Genomic DNA, 21,440 nt, shown 5'->3' on the forward strand with positions numbered 1-21,440 from the left:
ATTGCTGATGCTTAGGGCTCTTGTTTTAGCGATCGCCGTTATGGGGTCGGCCGCGCTTCCGACGGTGGCGCAGCCTGTCGAGAGTTTCGACGCATTCTTGGTCGGGTTCCGCAGCAAGGCGGTTGCGGCGGGGGTGTCGCCCGAAACCTATCAGCGGGCAGTGGCGGGGCTGACGCCGGATCCGCGAACGCCGGCGCTCGTGACCGGGCAGCCGGAATTCGCCACACCGATCTGGGACTATATTGACGGTCGGGTTACCGCCAACCGCATCAGTCGCGGGCGCGCCGCCATATCGCGCAACAGCAGTTTGTTCCAACAGGTCGGCGCCCGATACGGTGTCGATCCATATCTGCTCGGCGCAATCTGGGGTATGGAGACGGACTATGGTGCCGTGCTCGACAACCGCACCCTCGTGCGCCCGATCATCCGGTCGCTGGCCACCCTTGTTCATCAGCGGCGTACGCGGCTGGCCGAAGACGAGGCCGACTTCATCGCCGCGCTGAAACTGGTGGAGCGGGGACCACACACTGCCGAAACGCTTGTCGGATCGTGGGCAGGTGCGATCGGCCACCTGCAGGTCAACCCGTCCAACGTTCTGGCGCATGGCACAGATGGTGATGGAGATGGGCGGGTCGATCTGCACGCCTCGCTCGCCGACGCTCTGGCGACCAGCGCGGTCTATCTGCGCAATCTCGGCTATGTACCGGGTGTCGACTGGGGGTTCGAAGTCGTTCTGCCGGAAGGGTTCGATTATCTGCTGGCTGATCGGGAGACTATGCGGCCCGTCGGCTTTTTTGCCGAAAGGGGGGTGCAGCGCGTTGCGGGCCGTGACTTCGACAGGCTCGAAGAGCCGGGGTTTCTTTATGTTCCGGCCGGTCGGAACGGGCCCAAATTTCTGATGACGCGGAACTATCTGGTCCTCAAGGGCTATAACTTTTCTGACAGCTATGCGCTCTCAGTGGCGCACATGACTGACAGGCTGAAGGGGGCGGGGCCGTTTGTTCAATCGTGGCCGCGCGGCACGGCCTTCCCCGATCTGGCGCAGCGTCGCGAGATCCAGCAGGCCCTCACGAGCCTCGGCTATTATTCCGGCACCATCGATGGACGGCTGGGCCCGATCAGCCAGGCAGCCTATGCTCGGTTCCAGGCGGCGCGAGGCCTTGTGGCGGATGGGTTCATCACGCGTGCATCGCATGCAGAACTTCTCTCTGCGATGCGCTAGGATCGGGCTATAACACCGCTATGAGTAGCGATGAGGAGGCGAGCATGCACCAGGGATCCTGCCTGTGCGGAGCCGTATCATTCAGCGTGCGCGGTGCGCTTAGCCCGCCCACCGCATGCCATTGCTCGATGTGCCGCAAACATCATGGTCATTTTGAAGCCGGCACCGATGTGCCGAGGGACCAGGTGGAGATCAAGGGCGGGGAGACGGTGCGCTGGTATCAGTCCTCCGAGCGCGTTCGGCGCGGCTTCTGTTCGGTATGCGGCTCGTCTCTCTTCTTCGACATCGAAGGGGTGGATCGGATCGGGTTATCGATGGGGGCGTTCGATACGCCAACCGACAGCCGCCTTGCGATGCACATATTTGTCGCCGACAAGGGTGATTACTACGAGATTGCCGACGGTCTGCCGCAGCATGACGGCGTGCCGGTGGCACCGGCCCAGGAGAGTTGATGGCGCGGTTTTTCGCGACACTGATGGTCATGGCGCTGATGGCGATAGATATGTCTGCCGCCATGGCGCAGGAGCGCATTGAAGTGGCGCAGCGCCGCACCCTGTTCGACATGCTGTTCGGTGAACCCGAGCAGCAGCAACAGCGCCCGCCGGTGGAGCAGCCGCGCCAGCAACAGCCTCAGCGTCAGCCCGCACCGCGCCAGCAGCAACCACAGCGCAGCGCTCCCGCCCCGTCGCCCAGCCCGAGCGCCAGCCTGCCAGAGCCTTCAGTCGGGGTCGACAAGGCTGAGGACGCAACGCGGCTGGCCGTGTTCGGGGATTCCCTTGCCAGCGACCTGGCACGGGCGCTTGAGCGCCTTTATGCAGAGGATCCCAACCTCGTAGTGCTTCGACAGGGTGTCGGCTCCTCCGGTTTTGTGCGGGACGACTTCTTTGACTGGAACGCCGCCATCGAAAAGGAAGTGGCGGACGACACGTTCGATCTGGCGGTCGTGATTATTGGCATTAATGACAGGCAGAATTTGAGGGTCGATGGCCGCTCGACAGAGCCCCTCAGCGATGCCTGGACGGACGCCTACCGGCAGCGCATCGCCGAGTTCATTGCAGAAATCCGCAGCGCTGGTAAGCCAGTCATTTGGGTGGGCTTGCCGCCGATGTCTGCTTCCTCATACTCCTCCGCTATCAGCCAAATCAGCGCCATCCACAGATTGGCCGCCGTTTCGGGTGGCGCCGAGTTCGTCGACATCTATGAGCGTTTTCTGGGAGAGGACGGCAAATATTCTTCCTATGGTCCCGACCTCAACGGGCAGAACGTGCGCATGCGCAAGGATGACGGCATCCACTTCTCGACGGCGGGATCAGACAAGCTGGCCTTTTTCGTCAATCAAGCGGTCCGCAGGTATTATCGCGAGGGCGGGATCAGCGTCGAAGTAGCCGATCCGCTCTCTAACACCGATGCGGGAAGCATGCTGCGGCCTCCATTCCAGGGGCTGGGACAGATCAGGCTTCTCGAAGTTGCCGGTGCCGTTGCGCCGCTCAATCGCTCGCCCGGGCGGGCGCAGACACTGGTGAGCGCTTCGAGCGTTGACCAGTCGGAGCGCCCGTTCAGTCTTGAAGATCTGGTGAAGGCGCCTGTGGGACGCCTGGACGCATTCGGTGCCGGCATCGCACCCGAGGAGCCCGACGCCTCGCCTTCGCCATGACATGAAAAAAGCCGCCGGAAACCCGGCGGCCTTTCATGCTTTACAGCTGCGTTTGCGCTTAGCGCGGAAGATCGGTCTTGCCCATCAGGTCGATGTCGATAGAGCGCGCAGCCTGCCGACCCTCCCGGATTGCCCACACGACAAGCGACTGGCCCCGACGCATGTCACCAGCGGCATAGACCCCATCAACGCTCGTCTTGTAGCTGAACGTGTCCGCAAACAGATTGCCGCGCTTATCGAGCTCGGCATTGAGTTCGGCCAGCAAACCCTCATGGATCGGGCTGGCGAAACCGATCGCCACAAGCACAAGATCCGCCTTGATGATGAACTCGCTGCCTGGGATCGGCTTGCGCTGGCGGTCGACGCGGGCGCATTCGACGCCATTGACCCGCCCACGGGCATCGCTGACGATGCGCATGGTGCCCGCGGCAAACTCGCGGATCGCGCCTTCGGCCTGGCTTGAGGAGGTGCGCATCTTGACCGGCCAGTTCGGCCAGTTGGTCAGCTTGTCCTCCATTTTCGGCGGCTCGGGACGCACATCGAGCTGAGTGACGGCAATGGCGCCCTGGCGGAACGAGGTGCCGATGCAGTCTGAGGCCGTGTCACCACCACCGATAACGACAACATGCTTGCCGGCGGCGGTCAGCTGAATTTCCTCAGAAACATCCTCGCCCGCGAGGCGACGGTTCTGCTGAACGAGGAACGGCATGGCGTAATGCACACCGTCGAAGTTCGAGCCTTCGGCGCCGACATCACGCGGCTTTTCCGAGCCGCCGCAAAGCAGAACAGCATCGTGCTTCGCCTTGAGCTCGCTCAAGGGACGGGTGACGCCGATATTTTCGTTGTAATGGAAAGTGACGCCTTCGGCTTCCATCTGGCTGACGCGGAAGTCGATATGGTGCTTTTCCATCTTGAAGTCGGGGATGCCATACCGCATCAGCCCGCCGGCTCGCGCCTGGCGCTCATAGACATGGACCTCGTGGCCAGCACGCGCGAGCTGCTGCGCCGCCGCCATGCCCGCGGGGCCTGAGCCGACGACTCCGATGGACTTGCCGGTCTTCGTCTTCGGAGGCTGCGGATGCACCCAGCCGGCACGGATCGCGCGATCAGCAATCGCCTGTTCCACGGTCTTGATGGCAACCGGCGTGTCCTCGAGGTTCAGCGTGCAGGCTTCCTCGCATGGGGCCGGGCAGATGCGCCCTGTGAACTCGGGGAAGTTGTTGGTCGAGTGCAGGTTCTGCGCCGCTTCCTGCCAGTCCCCGTGATAAACGAGATCATTCCAGTCAGGGATCTGGTTGTTCACCGGGCAGCCCGTGTCACCATGACAGAACGGAATACCGCAATCCATGCAGCGGGCGGCCTGATCCACCACCCGGCTTTCAGAAAGCGGGATGGTGAATTCGCCGAAGTGCCGCACGCGATCCGAAGCCGGCTCGTAGCGCGGCTCCTCGCGTTCGATCTCAAGAAAGCCTGTAACCTTACCCATAAGCTTTCCTCTCTACTCTGCAGCGACGCCGATACCGCCGGCGCGCTTTCTTTCTTCCATTTCGCGGATGGCGCGGCGGTATTCCACCGGCATCACCTTGACGAATTTCGGACGCATCTCTTCCCAGTTCTCGAGAATGAACTTGGCGCGCGACGAGCCCGTATAGTGCAGGTGGTTGGCAATGACCTGCTGCAGACGTTCATCGTCATGTTTGGTCATGTCGCCGGATACGTCCACACGCCCATGCCATTCGAGATCACCACCGTGGTGGTGGATCTTGCGCATCAGGTTCTCTTCCTCGGGCACAGGCTCGAGATCGACCATTGCGAGATTGCAGCGCGACCGGAACGTGCCGTCTTCGTCAAGAACATAGGCGACACCGCCCGACATGCCGGCGGCGAAATTGCGTCCGGTATGGCCGAGCACGGCAACCAACCCGCCAGTCATATATTCGCAGCCGTGATCGCCCAGGCCCTCGACGACGGCGATGGCGCCCGAATTGCGCACGGCAAAACGCTCACCGGCGACACCACGGAAATAGGCCTCACCCTCGATGGCGCCGTACAACACGGTGTTGCCGACAATGATCGACTTCTCCGGCACATAGCGAGCGGTCTCCGGAGGCCGCACGACAATGCGTCCGCCAGACAGGCCCTTGCCGACATAGTCGTTGGCATCGCCAACGAGATCGATCGAGACACCCTTGGCGAGGAAGGCGCCGAAGCTTTGACCGGCCGTGCCAGCCAGCTTGATGGCGATGGTGTCCTCGGGCAGCCCCTCGTGTCCGTAGCGCTTTGCGACCTGACCCGAAAGCATGGCGCCAGCCGAACGGTCGCGCGAGCGGATCGGCAGGTCGATCGTCACCGGCGTCTGGGACTCGAGAGCAGGCTGCGCCAGATCGATCAGCTTACGATCGAGCACGTCCTCGAGGTGGTGGTTCTGACCCTCGGAATGATAGAGCGTGTCGCCACCAAGCGGCTCCGGCTTGTGGAAGATCTTCGAGAAATCGACCCCCTCGGCCTTCCAGTGGTTCTCAAGCTTCTTCTGCTCCAGAAGGTCGGAACGCCCGACGATCTCGTTGAGCGAGCGCGCGCCCATCTTGGCCATCAGGCCACGCAGTTCCTCTGCAACGAAGAAGAAATAGTTGATGACGTGCTCGGGCGTGCCCTTGAAGCGCTTGCGCAGTACCGGATCCTGAGTGGCAACGCCAACCGGACAGGTGTTGAGATGGCACTTGCGCATCATGATGCAACCGGCTGCGATCAGAGGCGCAGTCGAGAATCCGAACTCGTCGGCACCGAGAAGCGCCCCGATCAGCACGTCGCGACCGGTCCGCAAACCGCCATCGACCTGCAGGCCGACGCGGCTGCGCAGGCGGTTAAGCACCAGCGTCTGATGTGTTTCGGCGAGCCCGATTTCCCACGGGCTGCCGGCATGCTTGAGCGAAGTCAGCGGCGATGCACCGGTGCCGCCATCATAGCCGGCAATGGTGATGTGATCGGCGCGGGCCTTGGCGACACCCGCAGCGACCGTGCCGACACCGATCTCGGACACAAGCTTGACGGAGATCTGTGCGGCCTCATTGGTGTTCTTGAGGTCGTAGATCAGCTGCGCGAGATCTTCGATCGAATAGATGTCGTGGTGCGGCGGCGGCGAAATGAGGCCCACGCCCGGCGTTGAATGCCGGGTCTTGGCTATTACCCAATCGACCTTGTGTCCGGGCAGCTGACCGCCTTCGCCGGGCTTTGCACCCTGTGCCACCTTGATCTGGATGGAGTCGGCATTGGCAAGATATTCCGTCGTGACGCCAAACCGGCCCGAGGCAACCTGCTTGATGGCCGAACGCATGGGGTTCATCGAGCCATCGGGCAGGGGTTCGAAACGTGCCGATTCCTCGCCGCCTTCACCAGTGTTCGACTTGCCACCAATGGTGTTCATGGCGCGCGCAAGCGTGGTGTGCGCCTCGCGGCTGATCGAGCCAAAGCTCATCGCGCCGGTGGCGAACCGCTTGACGATCTCGGTGGCCGGTTCCACCTCCTCGATCGGGATTTCCGCGCCGAGCGGCTTGACCTCAAACAAAGAGCGGATGGCGCGATAACCATTGGCGGATTCATTTACCCGCTTGGCAAAGCTGTCGTAGCGCTCCTGTGCGACTTCCGGGCTTTCGGCGAGGCCGCGCACGGCGTGCTGCAAGTCTGCGACAACGTCAGGCGACCAGGCGTGCTTCTCACCGCGGATGCGATACATATACTCGCCGCCCACATCGAGCGACTTGCGCAGCACTGCATCGTTGCCGAAGGCATCCTTGTGCCGGCGCACGGTTTCCTCGGCGACTTCGGCGAGGCCGACGCCCTCAATGGTGGTGCCGGTGCCGGTGAAGTAGCTGCGCACGAAACCGGTGTTGAGCCCGACAGCATCGAAGATCTGCGCCCCACAATAGGACTGATAGGTCGATATGCCCATCTTCGACATGATCTTCAGCAGGCCCTTGCCCACCGACTTGATGTAGCGCTTGATGACTTCTTCGGCATCGACCTCGGGCGGATACTCACCCTCAGCCTGCAGTGCTGCGAGAGTCTCGAAAGCCAGATACGGGTTGATGGCTTCCGCGCCATAGCCGGCAAGGCAAGCGAAATGGTGCATCTCGCGCGCTTCGCCGGTTTCAACGACGAGGCCTGAGGAGGTGCGCAGGCCGCGCCGGATCAGGTGGTGATGAACAGCAGCCGTCGCCAAAAGCGCGGGTATGGCGATGCGTTCCGCCGAAACCAGGCGGTCTGACAGCACGATGATGTTGTATTCGCCGCGCACAGCCTTTTCGGCCAGTTCACAGATGTGCTCGAGCGCTTCTTCCATCCCTGCCGCACCGGCTTCAGCCGCGTAGGTGATGTCGATCGTCTCGGTCTTGAACTGGTTGTCACGCATATCGCCAATGGTGCGGATCTTTTCGAGATCCTCATTGGTCAGGATCGGCTGACGCACTTCGAGCCGCTTCTGGCGCGACACCCCTTCAATGTCGAACAGGTTGGGGCGCGGGCCGATGAAGCTGACAAGGCTCATCACCGATTCCTCGCGGATCGGATCGATCGGCGGGTTGGTGACCTGCGCGAAGTTCTGCTTGAAATAGGTATAAAGCAGCTTCGGCTTGTCGGAGAGCGCCGAGATTGGCGTGTCCGTGCCCATCGAGCCGACAGCTTCCTGGCCGGTCGTTGCCATCGGCGCCATCAACAGCTTGATATCTTCCTGGCTGTAGCCAAAGGCCTGCATGCGATCGAGCAGGTTTTCCGTGCTCTTGGGCGCATTGCGGGCGGTCTTTGGCAGTTCCTCAAGGACGATCTGGGTGCGTGCCAACCACTGTGCATAAGGATGCTTGGTGGCCAGGCCCTTCTTGATCTCCTCGTCGGAGACGATCCGGCCTTCTTCGAGATCGATCACCAGCATCCGGCCGGGCTGCAGCCGCCAGCGTTCGATGATGTCCTCATCGGGGATGTCGAGAACGCCGGATTCGGACGCGAGAATGACGTGTCCGCCCTTGGTAACGCAGTAGCGCGCCGGCCGCAGGCCGTTGCGGTCGAGCGTTGCAACAATATAGCGGCCGTCCGAAAGCGACATTGCGGCGGGACCGTCCCACGGCTCCATCAGGGCGGCGTGATACTCATAGAAGGTGCGCCGTTCTTCATCCATCAGCGTGTTGCCGGCCCAGGCTTCCGGGATCAGCATCATCGCCGCGTGCGGCAGTGAATAGCCGCCGCGCACGAGGAACTCGAGCGCGTTGTCGAAGCAGGCGGTGTCGGACTGGCCCTCATAGGAAATCGGCCAGATCTTCGAGATCTCTTCTCCGAAGAGCTCAGAGGCGACCGAAGCCTGGCGCGCTGCCATCCAGTTGACGTTGCCGCGTATGGTGTTGATCTCACCATTATGCGTCGTCATCCGGTACGGGTGCGCCAACTTCCATGAGGGGAAGGTGTTGGTCGAGAAGCGTTGGTGAACGAGGGCGAGGGCCGATTCGAACCGCTCGTCGCGCAGGTCGGGGTAGAAGGCGCCCAGCTGAAACGCCAGGAACATGCCCTTATAGACAAGTGTGCGCGCCGACATCGACACGACATAGAACCCGTTATCGGAGTTCGACTCCGGCACGTCGTTGTAGACGAAGTTCGAAATGACCTTGCGAACGATCAGCAGCTTGCGCTCGAAGTCATCAAGCGACGGCCCATCAGGACGTGCAATGAAGTGCTGCTCGATAATCGGCTGCGTTTCAATGACGCCTTCAGAAAGCTGGCTGTTATCCGTCGGCACCACCCGATTGCCGATCAGCGTCAGCCCTTCCGTCTCGATGCACTTGCGCACGGCTGCTTCGCAGCGCTGCTTGAGCGTTTCGTCGTTGGGGTAGAACACCATGGCAACAGCGTAGTGGTGCTGGTCCGGAAGGTCGAAATCGACGCTGCCGGCAAAAAAGCCATGCGGAATCTGAACCAGAACGCCTGCGCCGTCACCCATGAGCGGGTCGGCGCCGGTGGCACCACGATGCTCAAGGTTCTCGAGAATCTCGAGCCCCTTCTCCACCACCTCGTGGCTCGGCTTGTTCTGGATATTGGCGATCATGCCGATGCCGCAGGCGTCATGCTCGCGCGAGGGATCATAAAGGCCCTGCGCCTCGGGACGGCCAGTCGCCACCCGGCGGCCATGCGAAATCACGGTGCGAGTTTTTGCAGATGCTGCCGTGATCGGAAGCGTGTCTCCGGTCCGCTGACTTGCCATTGCTTTTTCCTCGCTCTCAATGCCGCGTGCCCATTATAGACCAGGCCGCTTCGTTGTCTGTCCCGTTTGCATCCTCGCCGTTGGGCATGGCAGCGGATGCAAATCCTAATTTAAGGGCACGCTTCCTGTCCGGGTCGTACTCTGTACGGCTCGAAGCGTGGAAAACGCGTCCATGCCTTGGGGAGCGGCTCTGCATCCAAATGGCCGCTCAATCGGACCTATCAGGTCCCGTCGCTCCGTTTCGCCCCTCGGGCGGTGTCAGCGGTGCGCCGTGCAGCGCCAGCCGGGGAGACCGGGGCGCCGCGCAGATAAACGACAACATTGTTGTCCTATCCGCAGCACATTTGCATAATTCCAAACTGCGCACAAGCAGGCAACCCCAGTTTTTGGCAATAGCCAATCCGGTGCGCATCGTGCGGTCGCAATGTATAGGGGAGATTTGTGGGTGTCGTGACCAAAAAAGACGGACGCACACTGAGTGGCGCCCGCAAGTCGAGGTTGAACGGGCAATCCGCGGGGCGCCCTCCGGCACACGAATCACCCTACCGCTGGAAACGGTCCCTCATCTTGAAGGCGAAGATATGAGGCGCAACCTGTACAGATGTACGAGGTGCCGGACATAAGAAAGGCGCGGCTGCAAAAGCCGCGCCCCACTGTCCAGATGAAGTTGTCGTCAGTTGACGGACTTGTCTTCAATGCTCGGGGTGTCGGAATTGATCGGGATCTGCCGAGTGCGCTTGCTTTCAGGCAGTTCGCGCTTCAATTCGATGTGCAGCAGGCCGTTCTGCATGTTTGCCCCGCTCACCTCGACATAATCGGCAAGCTGGAAGCGCAGCTCGAAGGCGCGCTCTGCAATGCCGCGATGCAAAAATTCGCGGGACTTGTCAGCGGACTCGGTGGGTTTCGCGCCTTTGACCTGAAGGCTGTTCTCCTTGCTTTCGATGGCGATATCACCCTGCGAGAAGCCGGCGACCGCGATCGAAATGCGGTAGGTGTCCTCCCCCGTGCGCTCAATATTATACGGCGGGTAGGTCTTGGATTCCTGGTTCACCAGGGTGTCGAGGCGCGAAAACAGCCGGTCAAAGCCGACGCTCGAGCGGTAGTAGGGCGAAAAGTCGATGCTTTGCATTTCACATTCTCCGTAAAGCAACGTGGTGCGTCTTCATCCGCTTGAAACCCCCGGTGTGGCGGGCTTTCGGATGGATAACGGTCCCCGGATATCCGGCGGACGCACTTGATTTAGGTGCGGCTTTTTCCGGTTCAAGAGCCGGCTGCGCGTGAACTGAAAATGAATGATCAGCTCCGTTCGCGTTCAGGTCTCGGGGCCTAGAAAGCCACATGTGCAGATCATTGGGGATCCCCTGAGACCTGCATTGGTGAAGACGGCTCCGTCACCCGCCCCCCGCACGGACCGTCTGCATCCGGGCCGGCACTCTGCCCGAGTGCCGGCCCTCTTCATGTCGGTAGGGCATTGGTGTAGTGGCAAGGGCTTATCAATATCGCGGTGTTAAACTGCGTCGCGCTGAAGCCTTTCGCTCGCTTGTCCACCACATGCCTTCAGGAAGACATGTCATGCAAAACCTCGTCGCGCCTGAAGGGCCACGGCTTGTGATGCTGCCGAGCAACCCCGCGCCCGAGGGCATGCGGGCGGGCTATATGAAAACAACCGACGGCATCCGTCTGCGCTATGCGATCTGGCCGAAGGCCGCGAGCCCGCGTCGGGGCACAGTCTGCATCCTGCAGGGGCGCACCGAGTTCATTGAGAAGTATTTCGAGACTGTCGCAGATTTCCGCCGCCGCGGGTTTGCTGTTGCGACATTTGACTGGCGCGGGCAGGGCGGGTCGGATCGGCTGATCGATAACCCTCAACTCGGGCATGTTGAAAGCTTTGGCGATTACGGGATCGATCTCGAGAGCTTTCACCGTCAGGTGCTGCTTCCCGATTGTCCGGCCCCATTTTATCTCGTTGGCCATTCGATGGGTGGCCTTGCCGGTCTGCTGGGCGTCATCAGGGATCGTACGATGTTCGATAGAGCCTTGCTGCTCGCTCCGATGCTGTCGATCAAGACGGGTCTTTCGATGCGCAACACAGCGCGGCTGATGAAGGGGCTGGCGTTCTTCGGCATGGGCGCGCAGCCGGTCGGGCGACGCGGCGACAAAGGCCTCGCCCGCGAGGGCTTTGCGAACAACCCGCTGACATCCGATCTCAAGCGCTATATGCGCATTGTCGATGTGCTGACTGCGGATCCGGGGCTGGGTATAGGCCGGCCGACGATCCAATGGCTCGCCACTGCGAGCGATGCCATGGCGCGGGTTGCGACGGATACATTCCCTCAGGCTCTTCGTGTGCCGGTGCTGATGCTGGCCGCCGGCAGCGATACGGTTGTCTCGAGCGCTGCGATCGAGCATCTCGGGTTGCGGCTGCGTACCGGCAGGCATCTTGTGGTGCCGGCTGCGCGCCATGAACTTCTCATGGAAAGTGACGCCGTTCGCGGCCAGGCCCTTGCCGCGTTCGACGCCTTCATTACCGAGCAGAGTGGCTAGACGAGTTCACTGGCTCTCGGCAATTTTCCGCAGTGCTGCCTGATGCAGTTCTGGCGTTGCCGCGGCGACGCAATCGCCGCCGTTCTCAGCCGACTCGCCGGTCCACGTGGTGACGATCCCCCCCGCCGCTTCGATGATCGGGATCAGCGGGGCGATATCGACGTCCTTCAGACCGGCTTCCATTACCATGTCGATCTGGCCAAGCGCCAAGAGGCAGTAGCCATAGCAGTCGAGCCCGTATCGGACCTGCAAGACGTTGCTGGAGACTGCCTGCCAGGCGCGTTGCGTGTCGGGACTGGAAAAGAGCTCCGGCGCCGTGGCGGTGGTGCGCGCCTGTTCCAGCTGCTGAACGCCACTGACGTGGACCGGCATCACAAGGTCTCGGTGACTGTATTGCGCCTTGCCGCCGACGCTCCACCAGGTTTCCCCGGTGAAGGGCTGCGCCATCAACCCGGCCATTGATTGACCGCGATAGCGCAGGCCGATCAGAGTTCCCCAGACAGGAACCCCCGAAATGAAAGCACGCGTGCCATCGATCGGATCGATGATCCAGGTGAAGGGGCTATCGCTGGACTTTTGCTGATGCTCCTCACCAATGATGCCGTGATCGGGAAACCGCTCCTCGATCATGGCGCGAATCGCGGTCTCTGCATCACGATCTGCATCGGTAACCGGATCGAACCCCTGAGAGAGCTTATTGTCCACCGCGAGGCTGGTGCGGAATAGTGCAAGCGTGCGGTGCCTTGCGGCGTCTGCTGCATCCAGCAGCAGGCTCTCCACAGCATCGACTTCGATGAGCGTGCCGAGCTGGTCGAGGGGCTTGCGTGGCATGTCAGTATTCATCGAGATCCTTCAAAGCTTTAGACCAAGACCGGAGGCTGAGGCAGGCAAGTAGATGGCAAATGGCGGACGTGCAATTGATTCATTTTTGCAACAGCAAGGCGACAATACCGTCAAGTTGCTGCACGGACACTGACCGCGTTAACGAATTCGAGTATTCTGCTTGGGCATGATGCGTATGCGACTTTACTTAGAATCAGTGTTGTGGACTGGGTCTGAGCGGTCGTGATCGTTTCCTCCCTTGACTTGCGGGCCGCTTCGGCGGCCCGATCTTTGTGCCAGACCAGCCGCTATTCGGCAGCGCGGGCCTGACCGGGAGCTGCAAGGGACACGATATCCATATCCATCAGGGTAAGGATCAATCGGTCGATCAGATGCCGCAGGGTTTCGAAGCCGCGGTTGCGGGTCAATGTGACCTCATTCATGTAAAGGTGCCGGCTGATCTCGATTTGAAGCGCGTGGACGCCGCGCTGCGGACGCCCGTAGCTGCGGGTGCAATATCCTCCCGCATAGGGGCGGTTGCGTACGACGCGCAACCCTGCAGAGGCGAAGATAGTCTCGACGAGGTCTATAATATAGGGCGAGCAGGTGGTGCCATAGCGATCCCCCAGAACCACATCAGGCGCCCCGCGATCACCGGACCGCGCTATCCGGGGCATTGAATGGCAATCAATCAGCACCGCGACGCCGAAACGTGTCACTGCATCGCTCAAAAGACCCTGCAGCGCCAGATGATAAGGCATGTAGATGCCCTCGATGCGCATGCGGGCATCGGCGAGCGTTAAGCGCTGATTGTAAATCGGCTTGTGCTCGGCCACGACGCGCGCCAGGGTGCCGAGACCAGCGGCCACGCGCGGGGAGGTGGTGTTGAACCGCTCCGGCAGCGGCTCTTCGAACATTTCCGGATCGAGCTCCCACGGCTCGCGATTGGCATCGAGATAGGCCCGCGGAAAGTGCGCCCGCAGCAATGGCGCGCCGAGCCTTGGCGCCCGCGAAAACAGCTCGTCAACAAACGCATCCTCCGATTGCCGGATGGACAGATGATCGAGCCTCGTCATGGCGAGGAAGCGTTCCGGGTACACCCGGCCGGAATGCGCTGAATTGAAAACGACAGGTGCGCTCAACCGTCGCGGACGTACGGTTTCGAAAGCCGGCCTGTCACTATAGTCCGAGCGCACGCTCGCTCCTCGTTCATGCTCCTGCGCGCGATTGGGGCGCTTTGAACCGCAAGTCTTGCCCCGGTTCGGCGTGCATGTCCACAACGCACGACGTGATGAAGGCGATGGAGATGGTTGTCTGTTGGTAAACTTCGCTTAAAGATCGACGGATAGTATGCGAATCGCCCCCTTGGAGAAGGACTTCATGAAGCGGATATTGCTGGCCGAGGACGATAACGACATGCGCCAGTTCCTCACGCGCGCTCTTATAAAGGCCGGGTACGAGGTAGTGTCGTTCGACAACGGGCAATCCGCCTATGAGCGGCTGCGCGAAGAACCGTTTTCGCTGCTGCTCAGCGACATCGTGATGCCGGAGATGGATGGCATCGAACTGGCGCGGCGCGCCACGGAGCTCGATCCTGATCTGCGCGTCATGTTCATCACCGGATTTGCGGCGGTTGCGCTCAACCCCGACAGTGAAGCGCCACAGCAGGCTTCGGTGCTTTCCAAGCCATTTCACTTGCGTGAACTGGTGGATGAGGTGGAACGATTGCTGGCCGCCTGAGCGGTTCTTTCGGCAGATGCGTTTGCCTCTTGACCACACAACCGCAATCGTGGTCTATGCGCCACGCACGACGTCGATGACGTTTTTGCAAAGAGATGGGCGTGTAGCTCAGCGGGAGAGCACTACGTTGACATCGTAGGGGTCACAAGTTCGATCCTTGTCACGCCCACCATCTCTTTCCTTCGGCCATAATGCCGCTGCGGCGGATACTGATCTCGGACGCTTGGCTCGATAGAGCGATGTGGGCAGCGAGTTGGATTGCCGAAGACACAGGTTTTGCGTTGACCTGGTACGACGTTGGTACAAATTGCGCGCGGATGGGAGTATAGCTCAGCGGGAGAGCATTCGCTTCACACGCGAAGGGTCACTGGTTCAATCCCAGTTACTCCCACCATCCTTCCCCATCGACATCGATGATCTGGTAGATCGCGCCAGTCTCCATGCCTGAGATGAACAGCCTGCAGAGATCGCGGTCTCCGGACGTAAGCTGACGGCTTCCGCCGCCAAGGATTGTAGTTGCACCGCCGGTGCCGCCTGCGAAGGCATGCGTCCTGTCACGCAAATCGAAGCCTGCTGAAACGAAACCCCGATAGCGCCAGGAGCGCAACGCTCCAGCAGTGCTGTGTGACTGCGCTCGGTCGGTATGCACTAGTCCTAGAATAATGCTCCCCTGTCCTGCGTCAGGGCGACGATGAAACAAATCCACTGCAGCGTCATTGGCCCTCGAGTTCACCCAGCACCGAGACGAAGCAGAGGAGCATTCCTGTTGCATCAGCGCGAGCAAAAATCGGCGCCAGATACCGCTGAAGTCGAATGCCGGGAACAGGGCACGCCTGTTCAACACCGCCCACAATGGAGTTCCGAGCGGGCGTTCGTATTGTCGACCGCGGCGGTAGGCGTGGGGCTCGGTAATCTGTGGCGTTTTCCCTATGTGCTGGGGGATAATGGAGGGGGCGCTTTTCTTCTCGCCTATCTCCTCGTCATGGTGGCTATCGCCGTTCCCCTGGCTTCGCTGGAAATCGCTTCAGGACGGATCGGACATGGCAGCACTGTAGCCGTTTTTCGGCGGCTCAAACGGCCGGCTGCTTCGTTCGGCTGGGCTGTGGTCCTGCTGACCCTCGTGATTAACGCATATTATTTCGTGGTGAGCGGCTAGACGTTGTCCTATGCGGGCTATGCCACAATAGGCAGTGTGCCCGAATTCTCCGAATTTCAATCGGGCTGGGGCTCCTTGATCGGACTTGGATTTGTTTGTCTGATTGTCGGCGGCATATTGATTACCGGCCTTTCGGCGATCGAGAAGTTCGCCAAGCTCCTCATGCCACTCTTGCTGTTGACCATTCTCGGTTTGGCGGCATACGGCCTGGTGCTTGGCGATACCGGTGCAGCAATAAACTTCCTGTTCTCGTTCTCGCCATCCGACCTGGCAAATCCAGGCCTGTGGGCTGCGGCGGTGGGACAGGCATTCTACTCCCTTGCTATCGGCCAAGGGTACCTCATCACCTATGGAAGTTACATGCCGCGAGGCATCCACATGGTGCGGGCAGTCGGGTTTGTCGCAATCTTCAACGTCGGCGTAGCCCTGTTGGCGGGCCTGATGATCTTTACGCTGGTCTTCGAGCAAGGTCTTGACCTTGCCGCCGGTTCTGCGCTGGCGTTTGAAGTGATGCCGGAGGCCTTTCGGGCCATGCCGGCAGGCACACTTGTCGCTGCCTTGTTCTTCTGGCTGTTCTTCCTGGCGGCGCTGTCTTCGGCCATTGCCGGGGCCAAAGTCGTAACGGTGCCGATCAGCGAGCATTTTCCAGTCAGCGCCAACTCAGCGGTCGTCGTTGGGGTGGGACTGGTGGCAATACTCGGCGTGCCCTCGGCGCTTAGCTATGCGGCGCCGCAGTGGTCGATCGCCGGCCAGCCAGTGCTGGACGTCATCGACAAGTTCGCAGGATCCGGTGCCGTCATTGCGACTGCGGTCGGTGGTGCTGCCATTGCCGGTTGGGCTCTTACCGTCCGGCGCTGGGAGGGAGTGATGGAGCGAACCCCGGCCCGGCTCACCAGTGTCCTTGTCTTTATTGCCCGCTGGGTCTGCCTGCCGGTCGGTGCCATCAGTGGTGGCGCGCGCTCATCGGCAGCTAGGTACAAGATTCCCCAGAGATGTCTACGCTAGCTCGTATAAATGCGTTGCAATGGCTTCGTTATGTTGATGGCGGCGACAATCAGTGATTGATGTGGAATACCGGCAGTATGTCACTGTGGGCATTTTCTGACGAGCCGATCGAACGATCGAGCAAACGCCACAGCGATCGTATATTCGCCAGCCACCAAGTAACAGGAGCCCGCTATGAAACTCAGCTTCAGCACTCTCGGGTGCCCCGATTGGACTCTCGATGAGATCGTGCAGCGGGCCAAGGAATACGGCTTCGACGGTATCGCGTTTCGTGGATTGAACGGAGAGCTGGACCTGACGAAAGTCGCCGAGTTCCAGCCTGACCGCCGTGCTGGAACCCGCGCCAAGATCGAGCAGGCTGGGTTGGAAATCAACATGCTGCTGACATCGGCGCGCATGATGGTGCCGGAGCCGTCTGAGCTGGCCGATAGTCAGGCTAACGCGCGAGACCATATTGATCTGGCGAGCGATCTCGGCGCGCCGTTCGTACGCGTTTTCGGCGGAGCCATTCCTGGCGGGCTATCTTACGCCGCAGCCGTACATCGTGCAGGAGAGAACCTGCGTGCCTTGGGCGAGCACGCCGCATCACGCAACGTCCAGGTCTTGCTTGAAACCCATGACGACTGGATTGAGCCGGCGTTCACCCGCCGTGCGCTCGAAGCAGCCAACCATCCTGCTGTCCGGGTGCTTTGGGATATCCACCATCCGTGGCGCATCGCTGAACAGGATATCGAAGAGACCTGGGAGCAGATCGGGCCCTGGGTCGCCGCAGTGGATGTGAAAGACTCGGTGGAAGATTTCAGCGCGCGTCTCGGTTATCGCTACGTGAAGGTCGGAGAAGGGCAGGTGCCCTGGTCCGATGCTCTGACGCTTCTGGTCCGAAACGGATACGATGGCTGGCTGACCTTCGAGTGGGAGAAGCGCTGGCACCCGGATATCGACGAGCCCGAAGTCGCGTTTCCACATTTTCGCAGCAAGCTCCAGGAACTCCTGAGCGAGGTTCCGCGAGGCTGATCGTCCAAGCCCAGCTTTCCGAGCGGCGAAGTCTGTTTTGGATGCGTCCTCATTCAAACATCACAAGTTTCTCATGCCGGGCGATAGAGACGCCGCTTAGCTTACTTCTATCTTGCAAGCGGAGCCGGCGAAAAATGAACATGGTGGGGATTAGGCATGGTTGGCGCATCGCAGGGTGGAGTTTGGCAGGCGCCATCCTCGCAGCACCGCTGGTCGCGATGCGGTTTGGCAACGGAGTGAACTGGACGCTGTCCGATTTCATCGTCGCCGGGGCACTGCTTGGGATCACTGGTCTCGCCTTCGAAGGCATCGTTGCCACTTCAAGCAACAGGATCTTTCGGGCAGCTGCGGCACTGGGGCTGCTGACGGCGCTGGTCTCGATCTGGGCAACACTAGCCGTCGGTATCATCGGTGATGAGGGCAACCCGCTCAATGCAGTCTATCCGGCGGTCATTGCTATTGCTGCGGCAGGGGTGTGGGTCTCACGTCTAGAGGCGAAAGGAATGGCTCGCGCCATCGGTGCCACGGCGGTGGCACAAGCTCTGGTCACGGTATTCGCGCTCCCCGCAGGGCTCGCGACATTTGTCATTAACGTAATATTAGTGACCTGCTGGCTGCTCGTCGCTGTCCTGTTTCGCTCTACAGCGCGGACTGAACTGTTCCGGCGATAGTATGTGCCGGTGCTTGCGGCGTCGTCGCGGTGAGCGCTAAATGCAGGCTGGCGTTAATATCTCAACAGGCACTCATGGCGCCGGTCTATCGTTTCGCTGACTTCGTTCTCGATACAGGCAACCGCAGACTGATCCGCGGCGGTAGCCCAGTTGCGCTCAGCGCCCGCTATTTCGATGCTCTCGTACTGCTGGTGTCGGAAGCCGGGCGGCTCGTAGAGAAGCAGCGTTTCTTTGACGAGGTGTGGGGAGGGGCTGTGGTCGGCGACGAGGCGCTGACACAGTGCGTCAAAACCATTCGCAAGTGCCTCGGCGACGCCGCATCGAGCCCACGCTTCATCGAAACTGTTCCAAAACACGGGTATCGCTTCGTCGGCGATGTGCATGGCTGCGTTCACCCAGGCGCGACTGCCGGCATGGCCTCGCTAAGAGCGCGCTTCTGCCTTCTCGCGATGACCCTGTTCGGTGTTGCCGGTGGCGGTTCGGCCGGCCTTTTGGGCGGTCTGTTGTATGGTGGTGCAATTGCTTATGGAGCAGAGGTACGCGAGGGAGCCAGCGCAGTTCTTGTGCTTCTGATCGCTCTCAACGTGATCGTCGGTGCCACAGGGGCTTTTGGTGTTTGTCTGGGAGCAGCTCTAGCCAAGCGCTTGATCGGGCGCGCTGAATGGCTGCCCTTGGGTGGTGCGATCGGAGGCGCCGCGATCGGCTGGGCAACACAAACGCTCGGGATCGATGCGTTCACTCTCGCCTTAGGGTTTGCGCCGACACGTTTGACTGGGGCTGTTGAAGGCGTAGCTCTCGGGATGGCAGTGGGGTTCGGCCTTTGGCTTGAGATGCGATGGCGCGGCTGGAAAGGTGTGGGAGCCTCCGGTGCAATCTGCGCTGTCATTGGCGGTCTTATCGTGCAGTCGGGCGGGACGCTGATGGCGGGAAGTCTCTTCAGTCTCAGCCAGTCTTTCGAGCTGACACCTAGAGTGCTCGACCGGCTGTCACCATTTGCGGACAGCATCGCGCACCTGGCTTCGTGGCACGTGGCCCTGGGTGCCGTGGAGGCAGGAATTTTCGGCTCGTTAGTGATTCTCGGCGCCTCGTTGCGGCATGGAACGCTGTCTCTCCGAAGCGGCGGGGGAGGGGCTCCTATCCTTCGACGAAAATCATGAAGCTCATTGAACGCTAAGCTTTTTTCCAGGGCGCAGCCCACAAAGGCTGGAAGCCATCGGCCAAGTGGGGCACACACTCCGTCGCGAGACTGGTTGGTGCGAGGCCGACCAATACCATAAGATTAGGAGACCGGCATGCGTGCCTATCGCGATCGCCAGCGCAGCCTGAAGCAACTGCAAGAGCATCTTGCCACGTGGGCGCATGAGCTTGCTGCCTGGGAAATCAAGCAACGCTATCCGATCGAGGGCTGGCGGTCGCGTAATCCTGAGGGGACGGCACGCGATATCGCAAACGGCGATGCCTGGGATAACCGAATCGGCATCCATGAGTTTTCGACGAAGGGTCTGATTGCCCCGCCAAAGGAGCAGGATCTCGAACTGTGTCTCGATTTCACCGGCGAGACCATGGTGCGGCTTTTCGATGAAAGCGGCGACCAGATCGCAGCCTTCGGTGCCAATCCTCGCCATCCGCGGTTCGCACCGGTCCCGCGTGTGCCGTTTCGCATCGAAGCGCACTCCGCCGCACGTACCTTGTTCGGTATTCCGCAGCGTGAGCCGAAACTGGGCAGGACGGATCTCGTCGCGTTCTATCCGGATGTGCGCGCGCTGCGCCGTCGCGTGGAGATTGCTTGTAATGCCTCCGAGCATGTGAGTGATCCTGAGTTGGCGCGCGCCTTGTGCGAGGCGGTGGAAATCGGGCTCCAGCAATTGCGTCTGCCGACAGCGACCAGCCAGGTCGGCCCCCGCCTCGCCGACCGTCAATGGGCGGAGCGCATCTGGGAACGGAGCTTCGAGCCCGGTGGTGAGCTCGTGCCGCTGGACGATACAGCGCTTTCATCTGTCAAGGCGGCCACGGAAGTGCTCGACGAGCAGCTGGCGGACCTGCGTCGCGCCTATCCCAAGCAAGGGCAGGTATTGCTGACAGGGCATGCGCATATCGACTACGCGTGGCTTTGGCCGCAGCCCGAGACGGTGCGCAAGATCGAGCGCACCTTCGCCAACGTCAACGAGCTGCTCAAGGCCCACCCGGATTTCACGTTCCTGCAGTCTTCATCGCTGTTTTATCGTCATATCGAAGAGCTGGCGCCGGAACTGTTGAAGTCGATTCAACAGCATGCTGCCGAGGGCCGTTGGGAAGCGATTGGCGGCATGCTGATCGAGTGCGACACCAACATGCCGTCTGCCGAGGCATTCGTGCGCCAATTCCTGCTCGGCCAGCAGGACTTCGAACGATATTTCGGCACCATATCGCGCACAGCATGGTTGCCGGACACTTTCGGTTTCACCGCCGCAATGCCTCAGATCATGCGCCACACCGGCATCGACGCGCTGGTGACCATCAAGGTCACCTGGAACGAGACCAATCCGCTGCCGGAAAATATCTTCATCTGGCAGGGCAATGACGGCTCGGAAGTGCTGACCCACACCTATGACGCCTATAAGAGCGAAGGCTACAATATGTGGATGACGCCGGGCGCGCTCAACGAAGTGTGGAGCAACCACCGTGGCAAGGACCTCACTGACACGGTGATCGCCACCTATGGCTGGGGCGATGGCGGTGGCGGCCCTGACCCCGACCAGATCGAAGAACTGCCGATCATCAATCTGATGCCGGCTATTCCGCATGCCCGACACGGCAACATCCAGCAGCATCTCGACCAGCTGCGTGACGAGTTGGACGGCGTAGCGCTGCCGCGCTGGCACGGCGAGATGTACCTCGAGTACCACCGGGCGACCCTCACCACACAGGGACGCACCAAACAGCTCAACCGGCGCGCCGAATTCGGGCTTGTCGCGGCCGAAGCGCTGGCGGCGCTGGCGGCGCTTTCAGGAATTGAGCCGATCAAGGCGGATCTGGCCGAAGACTGGGTGCTGATGCTGCGCAATCAGTTCCACGACATTCTGCCGGGAAGTTCGATTCGGGAGGTTTACGAGCAAACCGAAGCCGAGCTGTCTACGATTGTCGAGCGGGCCGAAGCCTTGGCGGCCCGTAATCTTTCCGCGATTGCTGAAGCGCGTTCCGGCGATAAGGAAGGCCTTGCGATTGCGAACCTTGCTGGCACCAGCCAACCACATAGCCAGATCGTTTCAAGCGATCCATTGCCGGAGGCGCTTTCTCCGCAACAGATCGAGGGTGGGTATGTGAGCACCATCGATACGCCGCTTGAGGCGCTGTCGGTGTCGTTCGTTTCGGACAGCACTCCGGCGGGGGTC

General features: G+C 60.8%; 17 protein-coding genes and 2 tRNA genes (1 of these 19 running past the window's edge). 13 read left to right on the top strand and 6 right to left on the bottom strand.

What is annotated here, in order from left to right; genetic code table 11:
* Positions 1–7: 7 nt before the first annotated feature.
* From IE127_RS11800 to IE127_RS11810, 3 genes are read left to right on the top strand one after another with little or no spacing between them, the layout of a single operon-like run.
* Positions 8–1,222 carry a lytic murein transglycosylase gene (locus IE127_RS11800; protein WP_189425862.1) on the top strand — a complete coding sequence of 405 codons (1,215 nt, stop codon included), beginning with the start codon at positions 8–10 and terminating at the stop codon, positions 1,220–1,222.
* Between the two features lie 44 nt (positions 1,223–1,266).
* Positions 1,267–1,674, top strand: a complete 408-nt coding sequence (locus IE127_RS11805) for a GFA family protein (protein ID WP_189425863.1) — start codon at positions 1,267–1,269, stop codon at positions 1,672–1,674.
* Positions 1,674–2,876: an SGNH/GDSL hydrolase family protein gene (locus IE127_RS11810; protein WP_189425864.1), complete on the top strand. Its 1,203-nt coding sequence runs from the start codon at positions 1,674–1,676 to the stop codon at positions 2,874–2,876. Before IE127_RS11805 ends, IE127_RS11810 begins: the two co-directional genes overlap by 1 nt.
* Before the next feature lie 58 nt (positions 2,877–2,934).
* Here IE127_RS11810 and IE127_RS11815 read toward each other — a convergent pair whose 3' ends face one another.
* The 3 genes from IE127_RS11815 to IE127_RS11825 all read right to left on the bottom strand — a co-directional run bounded on the left by IE127_RS11815 (position 2,935) and on the right by IE127_RS11825 (position 10,246).
* Positions 2,935–4,362, bottom strand: a complete 1,428-nt coding sequence (locus tag IE127_RS11815; RefSeq protein WP_189425865.1) for a glutamate synthase subunit beta — start codon at positions 4,360–4,362, stop codon at positions 2,935–2,937.
* 12 nt (positions 4,363–4,374) lie between these two features.
* Positions 4,375–9,117, bottom strand: a complete 4,743-nt coding sequence (gltB, locus tag IE127_RS11820) for a glutamate synthase large subunit (protein WP_189425866.1) — start codon at positions 9,115–9,117, stop codon at positions 4,375–4,377.
* A 673-nt stretch (positions 9,118–9,790) separates the two neighbouring features.
* On the bottom strand, positions 9,791–10,246 hold the full coding sequence (locus tag IE127_RS11825; RefSeq protein WP_189425867.1) for an Hsp20 family protein: 456 nt from the start codon (positions 10,244–10,246) through the stop codon (positions 9,791–9,793).
* A gap of 443 nt (positions 10,247–10,689) precedes the next feature.
* On the opposite strand from IE127_RS11825, the gene IE127_RS11830 reads away from it, so the two are divergent.
* Entirely contained in the window at positions 10,690–11,661 is a 972-nt protein-coding gene (locus IE127_RS11830) for an alpha/beta fold hydrolase (RefSeq protein ID WP_189425868.1), read from the top strand.
* A 6-nt stretch (positions 11,662–11,667) separates the two neighbouring features.
* Here IE127_RS11830 and hisN read toward each other — a convergent pair whose 3' ends face one another.
* Together hisN and IE127_RS11840 are read right to left on the bottom strand one after the other, a co-directional pair.
* Positions 11,668–12,492 (bottom strand): histidinol-phosphatase, encoded by an 825-nt coding sequence (hisN, locus tag IE127_RS11835; protein WP_189425869.1) that lies wholly within the window; start codon positions 12,490–12,492, stop codon positions 11,668–11,670.
* Positions 12,493–12,791: 299 nt separating this feature from the next.
* Positions 12,792–13,679: an N-formylglutamate amidohydrolase gene (locus tag IE127_RS11840; RefSeq protein ID WP_189425870.1), complete on the bottom strand. Its 888-nt coding sequence runs from the start codon at positions 13,677–13,679 to the stop codon at positions 12,792–12,794.
* A gap of 184 nt (positions 13,680–13,863) precedes the next feature.
* Here IE127_RS11840 and cpdR point away from each other — a divergent pair, with 184 nt between their 5' ends.
* The 3 genes from cpdR (at position 13,864) to IE127_RS11855 (ending at position 14,617) form a co-directional block, all read left to right on the top strand.
* The gene (cpdR, locus tag IE127_RS11845) at positions 13,864–14,223 is read left to right on the top strand and encodes a cell cycle two-component system response regulator CpdR (RefSeq protein ID WP_189425871.1); all 360 of its coding nucleotides are present in this window, start codon (positions 13,864–13,866) and stop codon (positions 14,221–14,223) included.
* Between the two features lie 97 nt (positions 14,224–14,320).
* A tRNA-Val gene (locus tag IE127_RS11850) sits at positions 14,321–14,395 on the top strand.
* Positions 14,396–14,542: 147 nt separating this feature from the next.
* Positions 14,543–14,617, top strand: a tRNA-Val gene (locus tag IE127_RS11855).
* Here the strand turns inward: IE127_RS11855 and IE127_RS19620 are convergent.
* Complete coding sequence (locus IE127_RS19620) at positions 14,606–14,785, bottom strand: hypothetical protein (protein ID WP_189425872.1); 180 nt, start codon at positions 14,783–14,785, stop codon at positions 14,606–14,608. The genes IE127_RS11855 and IE127_RS19620 overlap by 12 nt on opposite strands.
* 204 nt (positions 14,786–14,989) lie before the next feature.
* Between IE127_RS19620 and IE127_RS11865 the strand changes: the two genes are divergently transcribed.
* From IE127_RS11865 to IE127_RS11890, 6 genes are all read left to right on the top strand, one after another.
* Entirely contained in the window at positions 14,990–15,379 is a 390-nt protein-coding gene (locus tag IE127_RS11865) for an SLC5/6 family protein (RefSeq protein ID WP_189425873.1), read from the top strand.
* 36 nt (positions 15,380–15,415) lie between these two features.
* Positions 15,416–16,384, top strand: a complete 969-nt coding sequence (locus IE127_RS11870) for a sodium-dependent transporter (RefSeq protein ID WP_189425874.1) — start codon at positions 15,416–15,418, stop codon at positions 16,382–16,384.
* A gap of 174 nt (positions 16,385–16,558) precedes the next feature.
* On the top strand, positions 16,559–17,398 hold the full coding sequence (locus IE127_RS11875; RefSeq protein WP_189425875.1) for a sugar phosphate isomerase/epimerase family protein: 840 nt from the start codon (positions 16,559–16,561) through the stop codon (positions 17,396–17,398).
* A gap of 134 nt (positions 17,399–17,532) precedes the next feature.
* Positions 17,533–18,069: a hypothetical protein gene (locus IE127_RS11880; protein ID WP_189425876.1), complete on the top strand. Its 537-nt coding sequence runs from the start codon at positions 17,533–17,535 to the stop codon at positions 18,067–18,069.
* Positions 18,070–18,143: 74 nt separating this feature from the next.
* Positions 18,144–19,226 (top strand): winged helix-turn-helix domain-containing protein, encoded by a 1,083-nt coding sequence (locus IE127_RS11885; protein WP_189425877.1) that lies wholly within the window; start codon positions 18,144–18,146, stop codon positions 19,224–19,226.
* A 135-nt stretch (positions 19,227–19,361) separates the two neighbouring features.
* Positions 19,362–21,440 carry the 5' portion of an alpha-mannosidase gene (locus IE127_RS11890; RefSeq protein ID WP_189425878.1) on the top strand. The gene runs 1,011 nt beyond the window's last position, so the window shows 2,079 of its 3,090 coding nt (coding positions 1–2,079); the start codon lies at positions 19,362–19,364; its stop codon lies beyond the right edge, outside the window.

Source organism: Devosia pacifica (assembly GCF_014652635.1).
Lineage (GTDB): Bacteria > Pseudomonadota > Alphaproteobacteria > Rhizobiales > Devosiaceae > Devosia > Devosia pacifica.

Excerpts from the sequence above, each read along its gene's own strand:
- IE127_RS11830 (WP_189425868.1), top strand. The coding sequence starts at position 10,690 with ATGCAAAACCTCGTCGCGCCTGAAGGGCCACGGCTTGTGATGCTGCCG.
- IE127_RS11805 (WP_189425863.1), top strand. The coding sequence starts at position 1,267 with ATGCACCAGGGATCCTGCCTGTGCGGAGCCGTATCATTCAGCGTGCGC.
- gltB (WP_189425866.1), bottom strand. The coding sequence starts at position 9,117 with ATGGCAAGTCAGCGGACCGGAGACACGCTTCCGATCACGGCAGCATCT.
- IE127_RS11815 (WP_189425865.1), bottom strand. The coding sequence starts at position 4,362 with ATGGGTAAGGTTACAGGCTTTCTTGAGATCGAACGCGAGGAGCCGCGC.
- IE127_RS11810 (WP_189425864.1), top strand. The coding sequence starts at position 1,674 with ATGGCGCGGTTTTTCGCGACACTGATGGTCATGGCGCTGATGGCGATA.
- IE127_RS11825 (WP_189425867.1), bottom strand. The coding sequence starts at position 10,246 with ATGCAAAGCATCGACTTTTCGCCCTACTACCGCTCGAGCGTCGGCTTT.
- IE127_RS11880 (WP_189425876.1), top strand. The coding sequence starts at position 17,533 with ATGAACATGGTGGGGATTAGGCATGGTTGGCGCATCGCAGGGTGGAGT.
- cpdR (WP_189425871.1), top strand. The coding sequence starts at position 13,864 with ATGAAGCGGATATTGCTGGCCGAGGACGATAACGACATGCGCCAGTTC.
- IE127_RS11885 (WP_189425877.1), top strand. The coding sequence starts at position 18,144 with ATGGCGCCGGTCTATCGTTTCGCTGACTTCGTTCTCGATACAGGCAAC.
- IE127_RS11875 (WP_189425875.1), top strand. The coding sequence starts at position 16,559 with ATGAAACTCAGCTTCAGCACTCTCGGGTGCCCCGATTGGACTCTCGAT.
- IE127_RS11800 (WP_189425862.1), top strand. The coding sequence starts at position 8 with ATGCTTAGGGCTCTTGTTTTAGCGATCGCCGTTATGGGGTCGGCCGCG.
- hisN (WP_189425869.1), bottom strand. The coding sequence starts at position 12,492 with ATGCCACGCAAGCCCCTCGACCAGCTCGGCACGCTCATCGAAGTCGAT.